14 protein-coding genes are annotated in these 18921 nt (G+C 39.0%); 7 read left to right on the forward strand and 7 right to left on the reverse strand.

Features of this window, described 5'->3' with window-relative positions; all coding sequences use genetic code 11:
• From ACYVFA_RS22215 to ACYVFA_RS22230, 4 genes are all read left to right on the forward strand, one after another.
• Positions 1 to 613 (forward strand): hypothetical protein (locus ACYVFA_RS22215; protein ID WP_460474066.1); only part of this gene is annotated, 613 nt, incomplete at its 5' end.
• Between the two features lie 161 nt (positions 614 to 774).
• The gene (locus ACYVFA_RS22220) at positions 775 to 1806 is read left to right on the forward strand and encodes a sensor histidine kinase (protein WP_460474067.1); all 1032 of its coding nucleotides are present in this window, start codon (positions 775 to 777) and stop codon (positions 1804 to 1806) included.
• Complete coding sequence (locus ACYVFA_RS22225; RefSeq protein WP_460474068.1) at positions 1806 to 2510, forward strand: LytR/AlgR family response regulator transcription factor; 705 nt, start codon at positions 1806 to 1808, stop codon at positions 2508 to 2510. The genes ACYVFA_RS22220 and ACYVFA_RS22225 overlap by 1 nt, the downstream gene beginning before the upstream one ends.
• Before the next feature lie 114 nt (positions 2511 to 2624).
• Positions 2625 to 3818, forward strand: coding sequence for a PQQ-dependent sugar dehydrogenase (locus ACYVFA_RS22230; protein ID WP_460474069.1), 1194 nt, complete (start codon positions 2625 to 2627; stop codon positions 3816 to 3818).
• A gap of 117 nt (positions 3819 to 3935) precedes the next feature.
• On the opposite strand, the gene ACYVFA_RS22235 is transcribed toward ACYVFA_RS22230, so the two are convergent.
• The gene (locus ACYVFA_RS22235) at positions 3936 to 4808 is read right to left on the reverse strand and encodes an SDR family oxidoreductase (RefSeq protein WP_460474070.1); all 873 of its coding nucleotides are present in this window, start codon (positions 4806 to 4808) and stop codon (positions 3936 to 3938) included.
• Positions 4809 to 4863: 55 nt separating this feature from the next.
• Here ACYVFA_RS22235 and ACYVFA_RS22240 point away from each other — a divergent pair, with 55 nt between their 5' ends.
• Genes ACYVFA_RS22240 through hemC form a run of 3 tightly spaced genes read left to right on the forward strand, consistent with a single transcriptional unit; the run spans position 4864 to position 8206 of the window.
• Positions 4864 to 6123 carry a putative sugar nucleotidyl transferase gene (locus ACYVFA_RS22240; protein WP_460474071.1) on the forward strand — a complete coding sequence of 420 codons (1260 nt, stop codon included), beginning with the start codon at positions 4864 to 4866 and terminating at the stop codon, positions 6121 to 6123.
• Between the two features lie 24 nt (positions 6124 to 6147).
• Complete coding sequence (locus ACYVFA_RS22245) at positions 6148 to 7254, forward strand: DNA polymerase III subunit (RefSeq protein WP_460474072.1); 1107 nt, start codon at positions 6148 to 6150, stop codon at positions 7252 to 7254.
• Positions 7255 to 7261: 7 nt separating this feature from the next.
• A complete protein-coding gene (hemC, locus tag ACYVFA_RS22250) occupies positions 7262 to 8206 on the forward strand; it encodes a hydroxymethylbilane synthase (RefSeq protein WP_460474073.1) in 945 nt (314 codons plus the stop codon).
• A 102-nt stretch (positions 8207 to 8308) separates the two neighbouring features.
• On the opposite strand, the gene ACYVFA_RS22255 is transcribed toward hemC, so the two are convergent.
• The 6 genes from ACYVFA_RS22255 to ACYVFA_RS22280 all read right to left on the reverse strand — a co-directional run bounded on the left by ACYVFA_RS22255 (position 8309) and on the right by ACYVFA_RS22280 (position 18874).
• Complete coding sequence (locus ACYVFA_RS22255) at positions 8309 to 9769, reverse strand: S41 family peptidase (RefSeq protein ID WP_460474074.1); 1461 nt, start codon at positions 9767 to 9769, stop codon at positions 8309 to 8311.
• 91 nt (positions 9770 to 9860) lie between these two features.
• A complete protein-coding gene (locus ACYVFA_RS22260; RefSeq protein ID WP_460474075.1) occupies positions 9861 to 12506 on the reverse strand; it encodes a sbcc family protein in 2646 nt (881 codons plus the stop codon).
• 21 nt (positions 12507 to 12527) lie between these two features.
• Complete coding sequence (locus ACYVFA_RS22265; RefSeq protein ID WP_460474076.1) at positions 12528 to 13751, reverse strand: metallophosphoesterase family protein; 1224 nt, start codon at positions 13749 to 13751, stop codon at positions 12528 to 12530.
• Between the two features lie 136 nt (positions 13752 to 13887).
• The gene (locus tag ACYVFA_RS22270; protein ID WP_460474077.1) at positions 13888 to 15408 is read right to left on the reverse strand and encodes a GH3 auxin-responsive promoter family protein; all 1521 of its coding nucleotides are present in this window, start codon (positions 15406 to 15408) and stop codon (positions 13888 to 13890) included.
• A 126-nt stretch (positions 15409 to 15534) separates the two neighbouring features.
• Positions 15535 to 16416 (reverse strand): PI-PLC domain-containing protein, encoded by an 882-nt coding sequence (locus tag ACYVFA_RS22275; protein WP_460474078.1) that lies wholly within the window; start codon positions 16414 to 16416, stop codon positions 15535 to 15537.
• A gap of 226 nt (positions 16417 to 16642) precedes the next feature.
• On the reverse strand, positions 16643 to 18874 hold the full coding sequence (locus ACYVFA_RS22280) for a DUF5916 domain-containing protein (RefSeq protein ID WP_460474079.1): 2232 nt from the start codon (positions 18872 to 18874) through the stop codon (positions 16643 to 16645).
• Positions 18875 to 18921: the final 47 nt, after the last annotated feature.

Below are 18921 nucleotides of genomic sequence, written 5' to 3' on the forward strand. Positions count from 1 at the left end.
AGTTCGCTCCCTTGTTTTATTTATTCAACTCATCATACATTTGAATCTACAACCAAAAATGGACGCAAAAACATTTGTCTATAAAACACAAGAATTGGTTCCGAATGAAGAAAATATGCGCATAGTGGGAACAATGGAGGTATTAATTAAAGAAAGTCTGACTAATTTTTTGACCCTAAAGGATATGATAATTGATGAGTCAAATCCAATTATCTGGATAATAAAAAACTGTGTAATCAATAAGTTTAGTACAGGGCATATTTATTTTATAGAAACTTTTATAGTTGAAGGATTTCAGATAGTAGCGCAAGCCGAAGCTGATTATATTGGAATTAATCTCTTGTCTAATAAAATTTATCTGATAGGCTATGAACAGATTGATGAATTTTTGTATGGTGATGGTGATATTCCTGATTTTGAGAATATTTATCTTATAGCTGAAGATTCTTACAAGTTTTTAGATGCCCTTGTAGAAAGATTAAAATTTAATAAGCTATTAGCCGAGACTCCCCGTAAAAGTTTTGAAGAGATGTTAATAATTGAAGAGCCATTTAAAATTGAGGCAGTTAGGCTTGCAGGGGGAAATGAATATCAGTTTTGGAGGGTATTTTAAGTCAACATTCATTTTATAGTTATTTCAATTATTCACTTTAACCACACCACCAACGGCGTTGGTCGCAAGAAAAACGTCTTTGTCTAAATTCAAACCTAATACCAGTCATAAACAAAAATTAGCCGATATATTTACACCCTGAAACGCTGCCGCAGGGTATAATGATTGACAAAAAGACCTCTATCCGCTTTAATCTGATATTCTGGTCACTCTATTTCTATTATGAGTGGCTGGGTGGAGGCGCCATGACCGAAAACTACCATGCCTCTTTTGTGAAAGCCTGTCTGTATATGCCAACGGCCTTTCTGGTTTCTTATATTTCGATTCATATTTTATTCAGGAAATATTTCTTGACTGACCAAAAGACTATTTTTTGGATAGGTTTGATTTCTGCCACAATCGTTTTTGTTTTTGTTAAACGGGCTATTAACTATTTCTATATTTATCCGCATGTAGAGGCTCATCCTTATCCGGGGCCATTTGTATACCTGCCTAAATTGCTATATGAGTTTATTAATTTATATTTTATCGTATTTCTGTATAGTATGTTCTATTTTATGCGAGGCTGGTATAAGCAACAGAAAGACATAAACGACCTGAAACAAGAGAAAACCGCAGCAGAATTAGAGTTGTTGAAGTCGCAGGTGCAGCCTCACTTTATCTTCAATACACTGAATAGTATCTACGCCGAAGCTTTTAAGAAAAGCCCTGAGACAGCAGAGCAGATAATTAAATTATCGAATCTGATTGAGTATACGCTCTATGATTCTAAGAAGGAAAAAGTGGCTTTAGAGAACGAATTAGAGTATATCCGGAACTATGTTGACTTACAAAAGATAAGAATCGGTGAAAAAGTAGACGTATCGTTCAATATTTACGATAACATAAAACACATTCTGATTCCTCCTTTATTACTTTTGCCCATTATTGAGAATTGCTTTAAACATGGGGTAAATAATTCGATTAAAGCCTCGTGGTTGAGAATAGATATTTCTGTAAATGGCAATGAATTGATAGTAAAAGTAGAGAATAGTATAGAGCCCGAGGCACAAAGTCAGAAGCTGCATAACGGAGGTTTAGGACTAAATAACGTTGAGCGCCGATTAGGGTTATTGTACCCTGATAAACACGATTTCAAGACATATAGTGAAGTTAATAGTTTTTTGGTCGTATTAAAACTGATATTTGAATAATGGCATATCGTTGTTTGATTATTGACGATGAACCGCCTGCACGAGAATTGATTAAGGCTTATCTGGAAGTTCTGCCCGATTTCGAGGTAGTTGGCTTGTTTGATAATGCCATTGATGGATTTATTTATCTGCAAAGCAACGAAGCTGATTTATTGTTTTTAGATATACAAATGCCCAGAATGTCAGGCTTTGAATTATTGAAGGCTTTACACAAAAAGCCTAAGGTGATTCTGACAACTGCCTTTCGGGAATATGCAGTCGAGGCATTTGATCTGGAGATATTCGATTATCTGGTGAAACCCATTAGTCAGGATCGTTTTTTAAAAGCTATTTCCAAGTTCCTGCATTTTCAGGAAATAACGAAGGCGATTAACCCTGAGTCGAATGCGTTCAATAATGCTTATCTGTTCTTAAAAGTAGATAAAGACCAGGTAAAGGTATTTCTGAATGATATTTTATATATAGAAGGGCTCAAGGATTATATCAAGGTTTTTACCAACGAGGGTTTATATGTGGTCTATGAGCGATTAGGGTATATGGAAGCCAAATTGCCTGAGTCGAAGTTTATCAGAGTACATAAATCGTTTATTGTAGCGCTGGATAAAATCAGTACCTATAATAATGATTCTCTGAAAATACAACAACAGGAAATACCTGTTGGCCGAATGTATAAGCAGGTGTTTCTGAATAAAATGGGAACTTAGGGTTTGGAGAAAGGAACAAGGAAAACGGAAAAGGAAAAGATTTTTCGATTTCCTTTCACCATTTTCCATTCTCCTTGTTCCTAAAAATAAGCATTTTTAATTTTAAATATTTATATGAAAAAAACAGTCTTAGTTTCATTAGTATTGGCTTCAATCACTTCTGTTTCATATGCACAAGAGTCAGCTCCTGTTGAAACAAAAGCACCCAATGCTACATACAAACCGGCTTTTGCGGGGCAAACCAGAGCCAACGGTATAAAAACCAAAACTCCTTATGGATTCAAGGTACTTACTGATAAATTAACTTCTCCGTGGGGTGTAAAAAGCTTGCCTGATGGCAGATTGATTATTACTGAAAAAGCAGGAAATCTACGTATTGTTAAAGCAACCGGAGAATTAAGCAAGGCTATCACAGGCTTACCTGCTGTAAACTCAGAAGGACAAGGTGGTTTATTGGGTATTACAATTGACCCGGCTTTTGAGAAAAATCGTATGGTTTACTGGACTTTCTCTGAGAACGTAGAAGGTGGAACACATACTTCGGTAGGTAAAGGAAAACTTTCGGCTGATGAGTCAAAAATTGAAGGTGCTACAATTATTTATCGTGCAACACCCGCTCACAAGGGTACATTACACTATGGCGGACGTATAGTATTTGATAAGAGTGGTAATTTGTTCATTAGCACAGGCGAGCGTTCAGATATGGTTACTCGTCCGCAGGCACAGGCACTTAATTCGAGCCTAGGAAAAGTGATTCATATTACAACTGATGGCAAACCTGTTGCTGGCAATCCGTTTGAAGGTAACGCTAATGCAAAACCTGAGTTATATTCTTATGGCCACAGAAACGTGCAGGGTTTAGCATTTCACCCGACTACTGGTGAGCTTTATTCAAATGAATTCGGCCCTAGAGGTGGTGATGAAATAAACCATGTGCGTGCAGGTAAAAATTATGGCTGGCCAACCATTACTTATGGCATTGAGTATAGTGGCAAAGCTATCGGCGATGTGATTCAACAAAAAGAAGGAATGGAGCAACCAGTTTATTACTGGGATCCGTCTGTATCACCAAGCGGCATGACTTTTTATAGTGGGAATATGATTCCTGAGTGGAAAAATAACCTTTTCGTTGGCTGTTTGAGCGGAATGCACATTGCGCGTCTGGTAATTGAAAATGATAAAGTAGTAGGTGAAGAGCGTTTACTTTCGGAAGAGTTCCAACGTTTCCGTGATGTAACACAGGGTAAAGATGGTGCGCTATACGCCATCACAGACCAGGGGAGATTATATAGAATCGCAAAAAAATGAGTTTTTTTTAGTTAAGTAAAATAAATTGTAATTAAAGTAGAAATCCCCTTATCATTAGGGGATTTTCTATTTATATACTATCATATACGACTCATTTTTTCCTTCTCAGTATTCCTTTCAACTTTTTCTAATCTTTTCTGCAAACTCTTTCAATGTAATAGTAGGTTTTCCCAATTCCTCCCAGGTTTGTTTAGCCTCAAATTTTTCAGGATATTTATTCAGCGCAGTTACAATGTGATAGCCATAATCAAACTTCTGGCTAAAGAGCCCCATTATTTTCATCATGAACATCGGAGCCCACATCACAAATAATTTCTCTTTTGTATAGTGTCTGGTAAAAAATTTAGCGGCTTTGTCTTGTGTAAAGGCTTCCGGGCCTTGTACTACATACTCTTTATTTTCATTGTGTAGAATCTTAAAAGAATTGGCTACCTGAAGGGCATAATCTTCAGCGGCTATATAGTATAACGGATATTCTGATTTTCCACCGATGGCAATCATGATCCCCTGTCTTGATTGGTAAGCAATACTTTCCATAAAAGTAGATGGGTAAAAGATAGTATAAGGTATGCCCGATTCCTTAATTTTCCTGACGGCTTCCTGCTTGATTCTGAATATCCACCAATCAAAACCATTCATGCCCTGATACAAATGCACTAAAGAAGAAAGATAAGCTATTCGTTCAATACCTTCTTGCTTAGCAATTTTTATAATAGTATCTAATCCTTCCTGCTCGGTATGAAATTCATTTTCTTTCTCGGTTTGAATAATTGAGAGGCTTAGAAAAATACCCCACTGGCCTTGAATGGCTTTTTCTATATCGGTTGCATTCTGTAAATCTCCTTTGATAATAGTAGCTTTAGGGAAGAGTTTTTGAGCAAGGGCTGCGTTTCTTACCATGACTGTCACGTCAAAACCCGCCTCGATTAATGCTTTGGTCACAGGTTTGCCTAGTAGGCCGGTCGAGCCAAAAACTACTATCTTTTTCATATATGTATCAGCTAAAATGAAGGGTAGTCAACTGATTTCAAAGGTATTATATTTCATGTCTCATGACAAACAAAATTTAGACGAAGGGAAAACTTTATTTATCTTTACCGCAGGAAAAACTAAAGAAAATAAGATGAACTACATTGCTTTTGATGACGCTCAGCTAAGAAATCAATTAAAGCCTTTTACTTTTACCAAACCCGTAGCCGGAATCAGATGTGGAATACTAACCATAGGCCAGAAATGGGAAAAAACCTTAGGTACTACTATCTCTTATCTGACAGAAACCTACTTACAAGAAAAATTCGAACAAATCAGCACAGAAACTAATCTATATATTAACGGAAGTGTCTGCCCTGATGCCCACATTTTAGCAGAAATTCAACAATTAAAAGACGAAGAAAAATTAATAAGTGGAACAATTGTTCTAGCCATTAAAACGGCTCAGGCATTAAGCTTCCCTATAGATTATAGTCAATTCAGTTCTAAAGAATTAACGGGTACTCCGCCTACCATTATCCAACGCTTACCGGATATTTACTTAAAAAATGGCGATCAGATAAAAGCTGATTTTCCATTAATTACTAAAGGCAGAGAATCACAAGCGGTTACTGACCCTTTTACACGTATTTATGCACCCGGGAATGTTTTTGTAGAAGCAGGTGCCAGTATCAGGGCTGCTATTATCAATGCTGAAAATGGCCCTGTATATATCGGCAAAAATGCCACTATTCAGGAGGGAGCTATTATCATTGGCCCTTTCTCTGCCGATGAGGGTAGCATTGTGGCGTGGGGAAGTAAAATGCGCGCAAATACCACAATTGGGCCTTTTTGTAGGGCTGGCGGAGAGGTTGGCAACTCTATTCTTTCGGCTTACAGTAATAAAGCACACGACGGCTTCTTGGGGAATTCGGTTATAGGAGAATGGTGTAATCTGGGCGCAAATACGAATAATTCGAACCTGAAAAACGATTATTCTGATGTAAAACTTTATAGTTATGTCACCAATAATCTGGAGAAAAGCGGTGAATTATTCTGCGGCCTTTTCATGGGTGATTATACCAAGGCAGGTATCAGCACTATGTTTAATACAGGTACGGTAACGGGTGTATGTTCTAATATTTTCGGCGCAGGTTTTCAGGATAAGCACATTCCTTCTTTTAAATGGGGAGGTACTGATACCGCTTATGAACCTTACCGTTTCGATAAAGCCATGCAGGTAATCAACGAAACCATGAAGCGGAGAGATAAACACTTAACTGAAACTGACCTGCAAATTCTTCGATACATTCACGATACAGAATCTTCTATTTAAACGCGAATGTCGTAACTTTGCATCATGCTTTTTCGTGAAATCACAGGTCTTCCCGATATTAAAGAATCGCTTATTGGTACAGTTGCCAATAACCATGTGGCGCATGCCCAGTTGTTTCATGGACGTGAAGGGACTGCTAATCTGGCATTGGCCCTGGCTTATGCAACCTATGTTAATTGCGAAGATAAACAGCCGGACGATGCCTGTGGCAGATGCCCGAGCTGTATAAAAATGAGCAAACTGGCGCATCCTGATGTAAATTATCTATTCCCGACAGCAGGAGGGAAGAGTGTGTTATCAGAAAATTTTATGCCGCAATGGCGTGATTTTGTAAAACAAACACCCTTTGGTAATTTGTCTGACTGGCTCGAGAAAATTGGGGTAAAACAAGGAAATATTCCGGCCGAAGAAGCCCGACAATTGATTCAGAAACTTTCTTTGAAATCATACGAAGGAGGCTATAAGATTGTGATTATCTGGCAGGCAGAATATTTGCATAATACCACAGCTAATGCGCTATTGAAAATTCTGGAAGAACCACCGGAACAGACCTTATTTCTGCTCGTGGTAAATAGCATGGAACGTTTGTTGACTACTATCATTTCGCGTACACAGAGAGTAGCTATCAGAAAGTTTTCGGAGTCGGAAATTATTAGTTTTTTGTCTAGATATCAGGATTTTTCTCAGGAAAGAGCGAAGCAGGTGGCTTTTTTGTCGGAAGGCAATATGCATCGGGCTTTAGAAATTGTTGATAAATCAGAAGACGACGACCATGCCTGGTTTGCCAACTGGATGCGGATGTGCTATGCCTTGAATCTGCAAAAACTGGTGCCGATGGCCGATGAATTTGATGCCAAAAGCAAAGAGCAGCAAAAAGGAATGCTGGAATATGGCTTAAGTATTTTCAGAGAGATTTTCTTGTATCGAAACGGAGGGCAATCGCTTATCAGATTAGAGAATGATGAACTGGTTTTTGTGCAGAAATTCTCGGCGGCTATCAACCTCAATAACTTAGAACAGATTACAGAAGTGTTCAGCGAATCGCATTTCCATATTGAGCGAAACGCCAGAGCTAAAATAGTGTTTTTGGACATCTCGTTAATCATTGCACGATTAATGATGAAAGGATAAATAGGATATGAAAATAAAAATCGGAACTCGTGGGAGTAAACTAGCTTTGTGGCAGGCTTATTACGTAGAAGATAAACTAAAAGCCAAGGGAGTAGATACGGAGATTGTGATTATCGAAACCAAAGGCGATAAAATACTGGATCGCTCTTTATCTAAAATCGGTAGCAAAGGGGTTTTTACAGAAGAACTGGAAGATCAGTTGCGCACAGGTGAGATTGATATAGCGGTGCATTCGGCTAAAGATTTGCAGTCTGAATTGGCTTCAGACCTTGAGATCATTGCTTTTACCGAGCGTGAGCAGGTGAATGATGTCATGGTGAGTTATAATAAAGACTTGTCTCTGCAAAGCGGTGAAAGCTTTGTGGTGGGTACTTCTTCAACCCGTCGGGTGGCTATGTTGAAGCATTATTATCCACACATTCAGATAGTGGATATGCGTGGTAATTTGCAGACACGTCTGCGCAAACTGGAAGAAAAACAATGTGATGCTTTGCTATTGGCTTATGCAGGTGTACACCGTATGCATTATGATGATCTGATAGTAGAACAACTTTCATTGGGTGAGTTTGTACCACCCGTAGGGCAGGGTTGCGTAGCGATTGAGGCGGCTAAAAATCTGGAAGAGGAAAAGAAACTGATGATAAAACTCTTAATTAATGATGCACAGACAGAAAAATGTTTGTTGGCCGAAAGAGCTTATCTGAAAAAACTACAAGGCGGTTGTTCGATACCATCTTTTGGTAAAGCTACGTTGGAAGAAAACGAGGACGGAGGGTTACATCTGAAAATGACAGCCGGATTGATTAGTCTGGATGGGCAAAAACTGATTAAAGTAATAGAACATAGTTCCGTAGATAATCCGGAAGAACTGGGTGTTAAAGTAGCCGAAAATGTATTGGCTAACGGAGGGACGGAGATTCTGAAAAATATTCGGGAAGGACTGGCGAATTAACCCCTCACCCTAAGTCCCTCTCCGCGCGGCGGACCGCCCCAACAATGGGGGAGAGGGACTTTTGTTGCCTTCTCCATTGTTGGGGAAGGGTCAGGGATGGGGTCACTTCTTCAAATAGTTCCTGACAAATTCAACCCAATCGGCTTCTTTTTCACTGATTTTAACATCGGGTGCAATACCTACGTTATCGATAGGATTTTGTGGCAAACGTGCACTTTTTGCCAGGGCAAAAGCTACCCGCCAACCATAACAAGGCATCCCCCAGTCTCTTACTTCTATATAATCGGCTAAACCTTTCGTGTTTTCGCCGAAAACTATGGTTTTCTTACTCTGTTTGGCTTCTAATATAAATTGTTCTGCCGTACTGGCTGTATTCTTATTGATAAGAAAAGCCACTTTTTTAGGATTAGGCGCTACGCTTGCCAACGGAAATTCTTTATCCGGGCCATTCACAAATCTGCCACTATTGGCTTGCATCAATGTTAATACCTGTTGTAATTTAGGCGAAAGACGCTCTTTATAGGCAGGATAACTCTGAATGGCCTCTAATTCATGTCTTACCGAAACCGTATTTTCGAAAGTTGCTCTGAAAACGCCACCTTTTCTGACAATACTACTGGTATTGATATAGGGAAATAATGATTCATAGGCTGCATCGTCACCACCGGGATTATTACGAAGGTCAATAATCAGATTCGGAGAGTTATCTAAAATCTGCTTGCTATTGCTAATCATTTCCTTGATGTATTCAGGACCATTTACCAGCGTAAAGGGTGGAAGTACAAACAAGGCAGTTTCATTATCTAATTGCTCAATTCTGAAATCCATGATTCTTTGCTTGATATCCTCCTCACTTACTTCTTCTTTCGGAATCGGAAATATCCTGGCAAATTTGTAGAGGTTTTCCATAATCAGGAAATTCTTCACCTCTCTCGTGAAACTCGTTTCTGTCGAAAAATCAGCATAATAGTATTTAGTTACAAAGCGCAGGGGTGAAACCTGAGTCATTTCAAACTTTACTTTTCCTGTTTTCCAGGTAGCATCTCTATCGGCTAATAAAAAACCTGTGTATTTCTTTGGGTCTTTTTTATCCTTTAAAATTCCCACTTTATATGCCTTATCGTCACTTTCCCAGATACCTTCTACATTGTCCAGTTTACCATTATTTTCTTTCAGGTATTGCGTAAAACTTATTTCGTTGAAAGATAGTACCGGAACTTTGCTGGCGCGGGTTGCCACTACTTCGGGGCTGTCGTCAATAGTATACGGAGTGATGGGGGTAATAAATACATGACCATCCTGAAAGAAGTCAAACCATTTTTTCAGTAGAAAAAAACATTCACGATCGTTGGTAATGCTTTTTGATTTTTCTTTGATTTCGGTAGATAGCTGGTCGAAAGCAGCCTGGTTATCAGGTCTTACTTTATCAGACCAACCGGCATAATTATCTTTTAATTTCTGATAGGCAAAATCGAAGTTCTGAGTGCATAGGCAGGTTTGCTGAGCAAAAACTGCATGACTACTCAGTAGCACAAAAAAGGCTAACAGTAATTGTTTCTTCATTGATTCTAGCAAGATAAAAGCACGTTTTTATGCCTTTAAAATGGGTTATTGATACAATATTCATCTTTGCTAAAATCGTGCCTAAAAATGATTACCAACTCGGAAATACTTTGCTACCCTCTTCTGTGTTCTCAATTTTTAGGAAAGTCTGTATTTCCTGTTGCAGTTCATCTACGTGCGAAATGATCCCTACAATGCGGTTTTCTTTGCGGAGCGATTTTAAAGTCTCGAAAACAATCAGCAAGGATTCCCGGTCGAGTGAGCCGAAACCCTCATCCAGAAAGAAGAAATTATGTCTGGATTGTACCCGGTTATGGATATTATCGGCTAAGGCCAAAGCCAAAGACAAAGCTGCCTGAAACTTCTGGCCGCCAGATAAAGTTTTAAGCAACCGGGTTTTGCCACCATTCAGCAAATCGCGTACTTCAAAATCATTATCGGCATTTACTTCCAGATGTAATTGGTGGCGAGTCATCCGATGGAAACGCTCATTAGCGGCGTGCGAAAGGTTTTTAAGATAGATACTGGAAACGAAATCTACGAAACCATTGGCTTTAAAAAGCTTATAGAGCGTATCCAGGTTCTCTTTTCTTATTTCCAGTCTTTTCTTTTCCGTTAATAGTCTTTGTTTATTTTTCAGATTCTCTTTTCCGCTTTCAATTTCTTTTTCCAGACTTCCTTCTTCTTTTTTTAATTCATTAAATCTGGCTTCATTGGTCTTGATAGCCTCTTTTGTTAACTCATGTTTTTCCGGCTCATATTGCTTGCCATCAGCATCTTTAGTCAATTGTTCCAAAGCTTGTTGAGTAGCCTGCAAATCAGTCTGGAATGCCTGTATTTCTTTTCGTTCTCTATCAATCGGTAGATTTTGCCTTAAAATAGCTGTTACTTCTTCTTCCGACTCAAAATCATCGGCTTTTAATTGTGCAACTATGTTTTTCTGAATCAATTCTAAGGCAGTAACATGATTTTGAAGGTTTGCCTGAAGTGTTTTCTGGCTACCCTCAATACCTTTGATACTTCCATCTATCGTACGATGTTCAGCATCTAAACGATTGAAAGTATCAACAATCTTTTTATTTTGTGTTTCTGTTTGCAAGCGTTGGGCTTCTATTTCTTCAAGCGTCTTTCCTTCAAAATCATTCCAGTTAAAGAGCATTAACTGGTTTAAAAGGGAGGTTCGTTGTCCTTCAAAGCCTGCCAATTGTTCGGTCAATAAATTCAGACCTCTTTCGAACTTATCAGTTTTCTCAGCAGTTTCTCTCTGAATCTCTAAACCTAATTTTTTGATGGTATCTTCGGCTGATTCCAGTTCTTTTCTTAAATTTTCCTTTTGCGTAGCTAACTGCTTGATTTTGGTTTCAAAATCTTCATTTGAACTTAAAACATCAGGATGATGTACAGACCCACAGAGCGGACAAGGCTCGCTATCCTTTAGCGCATCGGCAAATTGTTGCAGAGATTTCTGCACTCTCAGATGCAGTAACTCTTCATCAATTTTAAACTCAGTTTTTTGTTCTCTTAACTCTGATTTCCGTTTTTCAAAATTCTCCTCTATTATAGTTTTCTCATCAGTCCGCTTTTGAATCAATACCTCTTTCTCTCTTAGCATCTCCGACCCCTTGGTAATTCTACCTTGCAGATTACTTTTTTCTTTCTCCAGATTCTTTAAACTTTTCAGTACATGGAGTTCTTTTGCTTTTGCCTGATATTCCTCGCGCTTATCATACTCAGATTTGATGGTATTTAACTCATGAAGAATACTTTGCAAGCGAAGTTGGTTTTGAGATAATATGGCTTGATTCTTCTCTACTTCTGCTTTATCTCTTTTATAATCTATCTCTTTAGCCGCTTTTTGCTCAAATAAAGATTTGAAATTGATTACACATTTTTCGTAAAGTTTTAGCCGCTCGTCTCTTTGCGTAAACCATTTTTCCTGCTCTTGTAGTGTTTCTAATTTGTGTGTGGTATTACTGAGATTGGCAAAGAGCTTTAGTAGTTCCTCCTGTTGTTTTTCTTCTTTCCGTTGTTGTTGCAGCTCTATGTCTATACTTTTGCTGAATTCTCTTTTAAGTTTTAAATCATGTTCTTTCTGCTCAATGTCCTCTGGTGTTTCTTCTCCCAGACTTAGTAGTTGTCCATCTACGATGTTTAGTTCTGAGGTATTCCGCTCGATTAGTCGTTTGTTTTTTTCGAATAAATCAAACTTTTCAAGCCCAAAAAGCACTTTCATCATCTCTGAACGCTCTTTCCCTTTCAGTTCAATAAACTCCTGGAAATTACCTTGCGGAATAATTACCGTCCGACGGAAATTCTCATAGCTTAAGCCAATTACTTTTTCTGCTACACCATCTGTTGCGATCGGGATCCAGTTATCTTCCATCCACTGATAAGCCCTGCGCTCCATATTTACTTCTTTGAAATTCCTGCGATTCCTTTTGCCTTTGACGGTGAATCTATACTTATTATCTTCTTTTCCGGCCAGACAAATGAATTCAATATATAATTCGTCAGAGCTGAGATTAGTCATATTATAATACCGCTCATCGCCTGATTTATTCAGCCGTTCGGTATCCCCATAAAGTGCAAACATGATGGCTTCTAACACAGAAGACTTGCCACTTCCTACCGAGCCGAAGATGCCGAATAGAGAAGCGCTCGTCAGGTTGTTGAAGTCAATTACCTGTTGGGTTTTGTAAGAATAAAGCCCTTTTATAGTCAAATGTTGAGGAATCATCGTTGGATTAATTTTAAGCACTTATTGTTCATTCCCTTCAGCCAGCACTTCTTTCAGCAATAGCATGATTTCGTCAGACACTTCCTGCCCTTTTTTGTTTTTGAAATACTCTTCAAAGAGTTTTTCAACCCCCATCGATAGATCTATGGCCATGCCTTCGCTATCTACACCATTCAGGTTTTTGATTTCAGGAATAATCTGAATCAAGCCATCATGCGCATCTAACAAACGTTTTTTCTCACTAGCTTCCAGGTATTTATCCGAAACAATAGTTAACTGAATCAATGCATTGGGGTTTTCAGCAAGCCAGACTAAGGCGTCATCAATATTATCAAATTTCTTTTTCAATAATACTTTTCCTTTGGTCAGGGCAATTGGTTTATAATCAACCAGCCGGCCTGCTTCGGCTTCTATCAGCACCACATATTTGGTCTGATTAGCTTCTGAAAAACTATAAGCCAATGGGCTGCTTGAATAAATAACCGGACAGGGCACCTTATCTATTACCTGATAACGATGCAGATGACCTAAAGCAGTATAATGTATCTGTGAAGGAATGTTTTCTGAATAAATGACCGATGCCCCACCGATATGCAGAATTGGGCGTTCATCTTCTGGTTCTTCGGGCATTTCACCACCTTTTTTCATGAAAAAGAGATGAGCACTCAGCAGATTAAAGCCATTATTGTCGAGATATAAGTCAGCTAGACCTTGCCAATGGTTTTGTAGATGCACCCGCAAGGCATCGTCTGTTTCTTCAATACCCAGGAAGGTCTTTAGCCGTTGCTCGTTGGCATAGGGTGTCAATAAAATACGTAACGGGAAAGCACAGCCCGGTATTTTTATTTCTATGAAGCCTACATCAACGCTTGTCACCTCTAGACCTGCTTTGGTTTTGATAGGCTTTACAATAAAATTCGGGAAACCTGCGAAGACAATGCCACAGGCGCGGGCAAGGGCATCAGGAACTTCGATACGTTCGGGAGAATCATGATTGCCAGCAATGGCTACAACGGCGCGACTACCATTGGCAGAAAGCCGATGTAAGGTAGTATATAATAATTCCATCGCTTCTGATGAAGGATTGAAATTATCGAATAAATCTCCGGCTACTATTACTGCATCTACTTCCTCACGCTCAGCAATCTCACAGATTTCTTCAAGAACTTCTTTCTGTTCTTCCATCCGATGGTAATTATCGAGCCTTTTTCCTAAATGCCAGTCAGCAGTATGTAAGATTTTCATTGCACTTGTTATTTGTGAGACGAACCCCAGTTCGTCTACTTACTATCGATTACAGTAAATTAGCTTATTCAAAAACAAAAGCCACCAATTTCTGAAAATGAGTGGCTTATGGAAATACTATCAAAAAAAGCAGGCATCAGTTTTTCACCATCTCTAAAATATCATCTAAATACTCGCGCGAATTGCTCAGGCGGGGTACTTTGTTTTGCCCACCTAACTTGCCACGTTTCGACATCCACTGATAGAAGGTGCCATTCTCCATAAAATGTATTTTCGGTTCCAGCAAGGCCATGTTTTTGAACCGCTTGGCATCGTAATCTGAATTGACTTTGCGTAATGTATCATCTAAAACCTTGGTGAATACCTCTTCATCATCTGGTTTATTCGAAAACTCTATAACCCACTCGTGTCCACCTTTATTGCCTTCACTCATATAAACAGGCCCGGCGGTATAATCTACCATAGTGGCTCCGGTAGCCTTACAAGCTTCTGTGATAGCTACATCGGCATTTTCAATCACTACTTCTTCACCAAAAGCATTAATAAAATGCTTGGTACGCCCGCTTACTTTGATTCTGAACGGATATTTGGAAGTAAACTTAACGGTATCGCCGATTTTATATCTCCACAAACCTGCATTGGTCGAAATGACTAAGGCATAGTTCTTATCTAATTCAACTTCGTCGAGCAACAGGGTTTTAGGATGATCTTTTTCCCATTCTTCCATCGGAATGAATTCGTAGAAAACACCATAATCCAGCATCAATAACATTTCGCCTACACGCCCTAATTCATCCTGAATAGCAAAGAAGCCCTCTGATGCATTGTAAGTTTCAAGATAAGCTACCTTATCTGACGGAAAGAATTTCGTACGGAATAATTCACGATAAGGCTGGAAGGCTACGGCTCCATGCACAAAGACCTCGAAATTCTCCCATACTTCCAACATATTTTTCTTCCCTGTTCGTTCCAGAATATTCTCCAATAAAACGACTGTCCAGGTTGGTACGCCTAAGATACTCGTGACATTTTCCTGCGAGCAAATTTCAATCATCTGCTCCATTTTATCCTCCCAGCTTTCCATCAGGGCTACCTCAACAGGAGGGGTACGGATGAAATCTGCCCAAGCGGGTAAGTTTTTTGTAATAACTGCCGATATATCTCCTGCCTGAGTATTAGGGTTATAAGGGTTTTTATGTAAGGTACCACCAATTGACAGTCCTTTACCCTCATAAAGCTTGGCCTCGGGGCGGTTGTTGAGATATAAGGTCATCATATCTTTACCGCCTCTGTAATGGCAATCTTCCAATGATTCTTCAGACACCGGAAGAAATTTACTACGGGAATTGGTAGTGCCTGATGATTTTGAGAACCACTTAATATCAGAAGACCAGAGGATATTCTGCTCACCTTTCAAGACCCTTTCAATATAAGGAAATAGCTCTTCATAAGTAGAAATAGGAACTCTCTCCTGAAAATCTTTAATAGTTTCTATGCTTCCATAGCCATATTTCAATCCCCATTCGGTATAACGGGCATTTTCAATCAGCTCATGGAACATCCGGTGTTGCGTCTCGATGGGATATTGCAAAAACTCCTCGATACGCTCAATACGTCTCTTAAGAAAAAAACTAAGTATGTCGTTTAAAATGCTCACGCGTAGTAAAATCTGCTTAAAAACTACCTAAATTATATAAATTTCTTTATTCGTACACTATTTCAAAAAGCTTGTTTTCACTAACAGCAGTCAAAGCATTGATATTGAAGCGATTGCCCCGTTGTATTACAGCCCTTTTGCACGGTCAGGATAATCCGTAATCACGCCATCGCAACCCGTAGCCTTTACTTTCTCCATTTCCTCTCTTTTATTTACGGTCCATGGAATCACTCTGATCCCCAAATCATGTAATTGCTTTACACGTTCGGCAGTGGCTTGTGTATAATATGGGCTCCAGATGTCGGGTTTAAAGCCCAGTTTATCAATATTTACCTGCACATCATTGTTGGCTCTTGGCTCAATCAAAACAGCCATTTCTATTTTTTTATACTTACCTGCCTGCATTTGTGCATACCAGTATTTTAGTACATTATAATCGAAACTTTGCATATTTACACGCTCAAGAGGCAGTTCTTTTACGATGATGTTATAAACCAAATCTGAAAACTCATGATAATCAGGCTGAGTTTTGCCAATTTCCTTTTCGCTGCTCTTGATCTCTACGTTATATTTAACCGGAGGCAAGCCTTTTTGTTTAGTATACTTTTCAATCTCACGTATCATATCCTTAAATAAGGGTTTATAGACTTTCATTTTCTCCTGTTCAGGAAAACCCTTATTCCCACGCATACCTACATCATATTTCTTTATCTCTTTATAATCCAGCTCATAAAGATTTCCTTGTGTTTCTTTGGTAACCAATTCGCCTTTAGGGTCAGTTGTAATATCAGGATTAAAGTAGGTATCATGAGAAACCACTACTTTTTTGTCTTTTGAAATCACGACGTCTAACTCAATGACATGGGCACCCAAGTCAATGGCTTTTTTGAACGACGGAATGGTATTTTCTGGCACCAGACCACGTGCACCACGATGACCCTCAATCTGAAATGGCATAGTTTGAGCGAATGTTAAGATCGGAAGTAATAACAATACTAAGATTTTCATGTGTAATTATGGTTGAATAACAAAAAGAATTTAAATGAGAACTTGTTTAAATATTATATTTCGACCTTCAAAGGTATCCGCGCGGCGTCCGCTTTTTCAGCTATCCTGCGTTGTATTTTTTCGCCGTAGCTGCTGGCTACGTCTGCAAAATACGCCCGCGCGGCGTCCGCTTGTCTATCTGAAAAATCTATCCTCTTCGGTCAGAAAGACAATATTTAAACCAGTTCTAGACATTCCACCAATAGGTAAATTTCAACACCAGACTACGGTTTCTAACTTTAAAGGTATCAGAAAAATAGTTGTCTGTATAAACCAGAAATAAATCTGATGCCGGACTATAACGCCATTGCAGACGGGTATTGATATTAAAGTTGTTGTTCTGGTTGTTGAATTGTACGAAATTAGTCAGAAACAATTTATTTGTAAAGGTAACATCGATTTTTGGCCCTAATAGCCATAAATTATATTGTTTATTTATTAATTCTTTTGGCAGAATCGGATCTTCCTTAAAAGCCAGACGATTATAGTTGGCACTCATGGTAATGGCCACAAAAGGCTGGAAGCGATAGCCAATGTCGGCATTCAGGCGCAAGCGTGTGCCATTGGCATAATAACCACCGTAGCGTGTCGAAACCAGATAAGTTAATAAGGCTTGTGGTTTAGAGGTATAATCGAAGCCGAAAGAATTCCATTTATGTTCACTACCTGCTGGTAAAAGTGCTTTGGCATAATTGGTAGGGTCGAAAGGACTCAATAATTTTACATAATTATGTGCTGCCCATAGCAATAGTGTATTAGTCTTACGGAAATTAACTTTGTAGCCTATAAATTTTTCGTTTTCAGTTTCCTTTGAAAAATCTTTTGTGAAATAATGTGTCAGCATTACCTGTGGCCCATGACTTAACACTGCACCACCCGGTTTTGGAAAAAACAAATAAGCCACCTGTGGATTGATTTTACCATAATTAATACGGGGAACATAACCGACTTCTGCTGTATAGGTATAGCCTACTTGTTCTACTTGCACACCTGTAACCCATTTTTTTGAAGTATAAAGAATATTGCCGGCAAAAACGGCATCATTATATTTGGTACTAGGGCCGAAAGAGTTGAGGTATAAGAACTTGCCCGTCCAGTCATTTTTCTTGGAAGCAAGATTATATTCAATACCTATGTTTCTATTGAATTGAGAAAGATTATTCAGTCTGATTAAAGAATCAGACAAGCCACCATAATTTAATGTTTCTTTATTGACAAACATGATGGCTATATTAGAACGGGCAAACATACGGCGTTGTAAGGCAATTACCCCGAAATTTTGTGCCGGAATACCCGTTTCATTTTTCCCGGTCTGCATATCCATAAAGCCAATTCGCCAGTCTTTATTGAGTTTACCACTTAGCCTTGCACCGAAATTGATAGGCGCATTTAAACCGATACGACGCGAGAAAAACGGACGGATATTGGTATAACCAAAGTTGGAAAATAAATCTCCGTTTTCTAAGAAGAATTGTCTCTTTTCAGGAAACAATAGTTCAAAACGGTCGAGATTCGTTAGTTGCTGATCAACGTCTACCTGCGAGAAATCCGGATTAACTGTTAAGTCGAGGTTCAAAGATGAGGTAAGCCCTACTTTTGCATCAAAACCTATATCTCCTCTCAATTTAGTAGGTGAGTTCATTTCCTGATTCGACCTTACTCCTCCTAAAGCATAAGGGATAATAGAAATATTAGCACCTACCTGTGGGGGTGGTTGATCCCATACCAGTGAAGCCGCATAAGCCAATGAAGCCGTCGGGAATTGGCGGGGAACAGGTGCCCAGGCTGATTTCTCAGTAGTCTTTAAATCGAGGCGGCTGAAGTTTACACCCCAGCGGGTAATACCTTTTTTGTAACGGAGAGTCTTAAACGGAATGGCTGCTTCCCATACCCATTTATCATCATCATATTTTACTTCTGATGTCCACTTGTTTTCCCAGCTCAGATTGGCGGCACTTCCGTTATACAGTAAACCGTCCCATTGAGCTCCATGAGCATTGGCCCCGAAGGTAAATCCATTGGTCTGGTCGTCAAAAGTATCTATGAATAATAAGTCGTTGTCGTTTTTGCCAAAGGCAAAATCCCGTTTCAGAGATTCAACCATGTAAGGGCCGGGCGCATAGTCATAATTGATAAAAAGAACATAGAGATTTTTGTCGTCGTAAGTCATTTTAACTTCTGTTTTTACAAAGGCTTTGCTGGTGTCCATAGGCAAAACCTGAAAAAAATCAGTAGCTAGTTGGGCTTCTGCCCAGGCTCTTTCGTCAGGAATACCATCTACCTTGATAGGAGAGGTAGCTGGGTGTATACGGTACTCAATTTTGTCGTTTTTCTTTTGGGCATGGGTCGTAAGAGAGAGAAAAACAAAAAGGCATAGAGATAGAGTAAGATAAAAAGGTTTATCAAAAAAAGGTTTCAAAGTTTTTTATAGTTATAAGGTTGAGACAGTAAAGTTACAAAGCTAAA

The organism is Emticicia fontis (assembly GCF_054779675.1).

What these genes read in the sequence shown, in the direction of transcription:
- ACYVFA_RS22220 (WP_460474067.1), top strand. Translation starts at nt 775, where the DNA reads ATGATTGACAAAAAGACCTCTATCCGCTTTAATCTGATATTCTGGTCA.
- ACYVFA_RS22225 (WP_460474068.1), top strand. Translation starts at nt 1,806, where the DNA reads ATGGCATATCGTTGTTTGATTATTGACGATGAACCGCCTGCACGAGAA.
- ACYVFA_RS22230 (WP_460474069.1), top strand. Translation starts at nt 2,625, where the DNA reads ATGAAAAAAACAGTCTTAGTTTCATTAGTATTGGCTTCAATCACTTCT.
- ACYVFA_RS22235 (WP_460474070.1), bottom strand. Translation starts at nt 4,808, where the DNA reads ATGAAAAAGATAGTAGTTTTTGGCTCGACCGGCCTACTAGGCAAACCT.
- ACYVFA_RS22240 (WP_460474071.1), top strand. Translation starts at nt 4,864, where the DNA reads ATGTCTCATGACAAACAAAATTTAGACGAAGGGAAAACTTTATTTATC.
- ACYVFA_RS22245 (WP_460474072.1), top strand. Translation starts at nt 6,148, where the DNA reads ATGCTTTTTCGTGAAATCACAGGTCTTCCCGATATTAAAGAATCGCTT.
- hemC (WP_460474073.1), top strand. Translation starts at nt 7,262, where the DNA reads ATGAAAATAAAAATCGGAACTCGTGGGAGTAAACTAGCTTTGTGGCAG.
- ACYVFA_RS22255 (WP_460474074.1), bottom strand. Translation starts at nt 9,769, where the DNA reads ATGAAGAAACAATTACTGTTAGCCTTTTTTGTGCTACTGAGTAGTCAT.
- ACYVFA_RS22260 (WP_460474075.1), bottom strand. Translation starts at nt 12,506, where the DNA reads ATGATTCCTCAACATTTGACTATAAAAGGGCTTTATTCTTACAAAACC.
- ACYVFA_RS22265 (WP_460474076.1), bottom strand. Translation starts at nt 13,751, where the DNA reads ATGAAAATCTTACATACTGCTGACTGGCATTTAGGAAAAAGGCTCGAT.
- ACYVFA_RS22275 (WP_460474078.1), bottom strand. Translation starts at nt 16,416, where the DNA reads ATGAAAATCTTAGTATTGTTATTACTTCCGATCTTAACATTCGCTCAA.